Genomic DNA, 248 nt, shown 5'->3' on the forward strand with positions numbered 1-248 from the left:
TTTTCTTCACCTTCCTTAGCGGGTGCGCCGGCGCGATGTTCCAGCCGGCATGGCAGTCGGCCGTCACCGAGCAGGTGCCGGCGCGCGAGCTGTCGGCGGCCATCGCGCTCGACAGCTTTTCGCTCAATATCGCGCGCACGGCCGGCCCGGCGCTCGGTGGGTTCGTGGTGGCGACGCTATCGCCGCAGGCCGCGTTCGGATTCAGCGTGCTGACCTGCGCCTGGCTGGTGGGCGTGCTCGCACGCGCG

1 protein-coding gene is annotated in these 248 nt (G+C 70.6%); it reads left to right on the top strand.

All coding sequences use genetic code 11. The annotated features are described in order from the left end of the window. Positions 1–248, top strand: a 248-nt coding sequence (locus SB689_RS23815) for an MFS transporter (protein ID WP_410694504.1), incomplete at both ends; no start/stop codon positions are given.

This window comes from Chryseobacterium sp. SIMBA_038, from assembly GCF_046535115.1.
Taxonomy (GTDB): Bacteria; Bacteroidota; Bacteroidia; order Flavobacteriales; family Weeksellaceae; genus Chryseobacterium.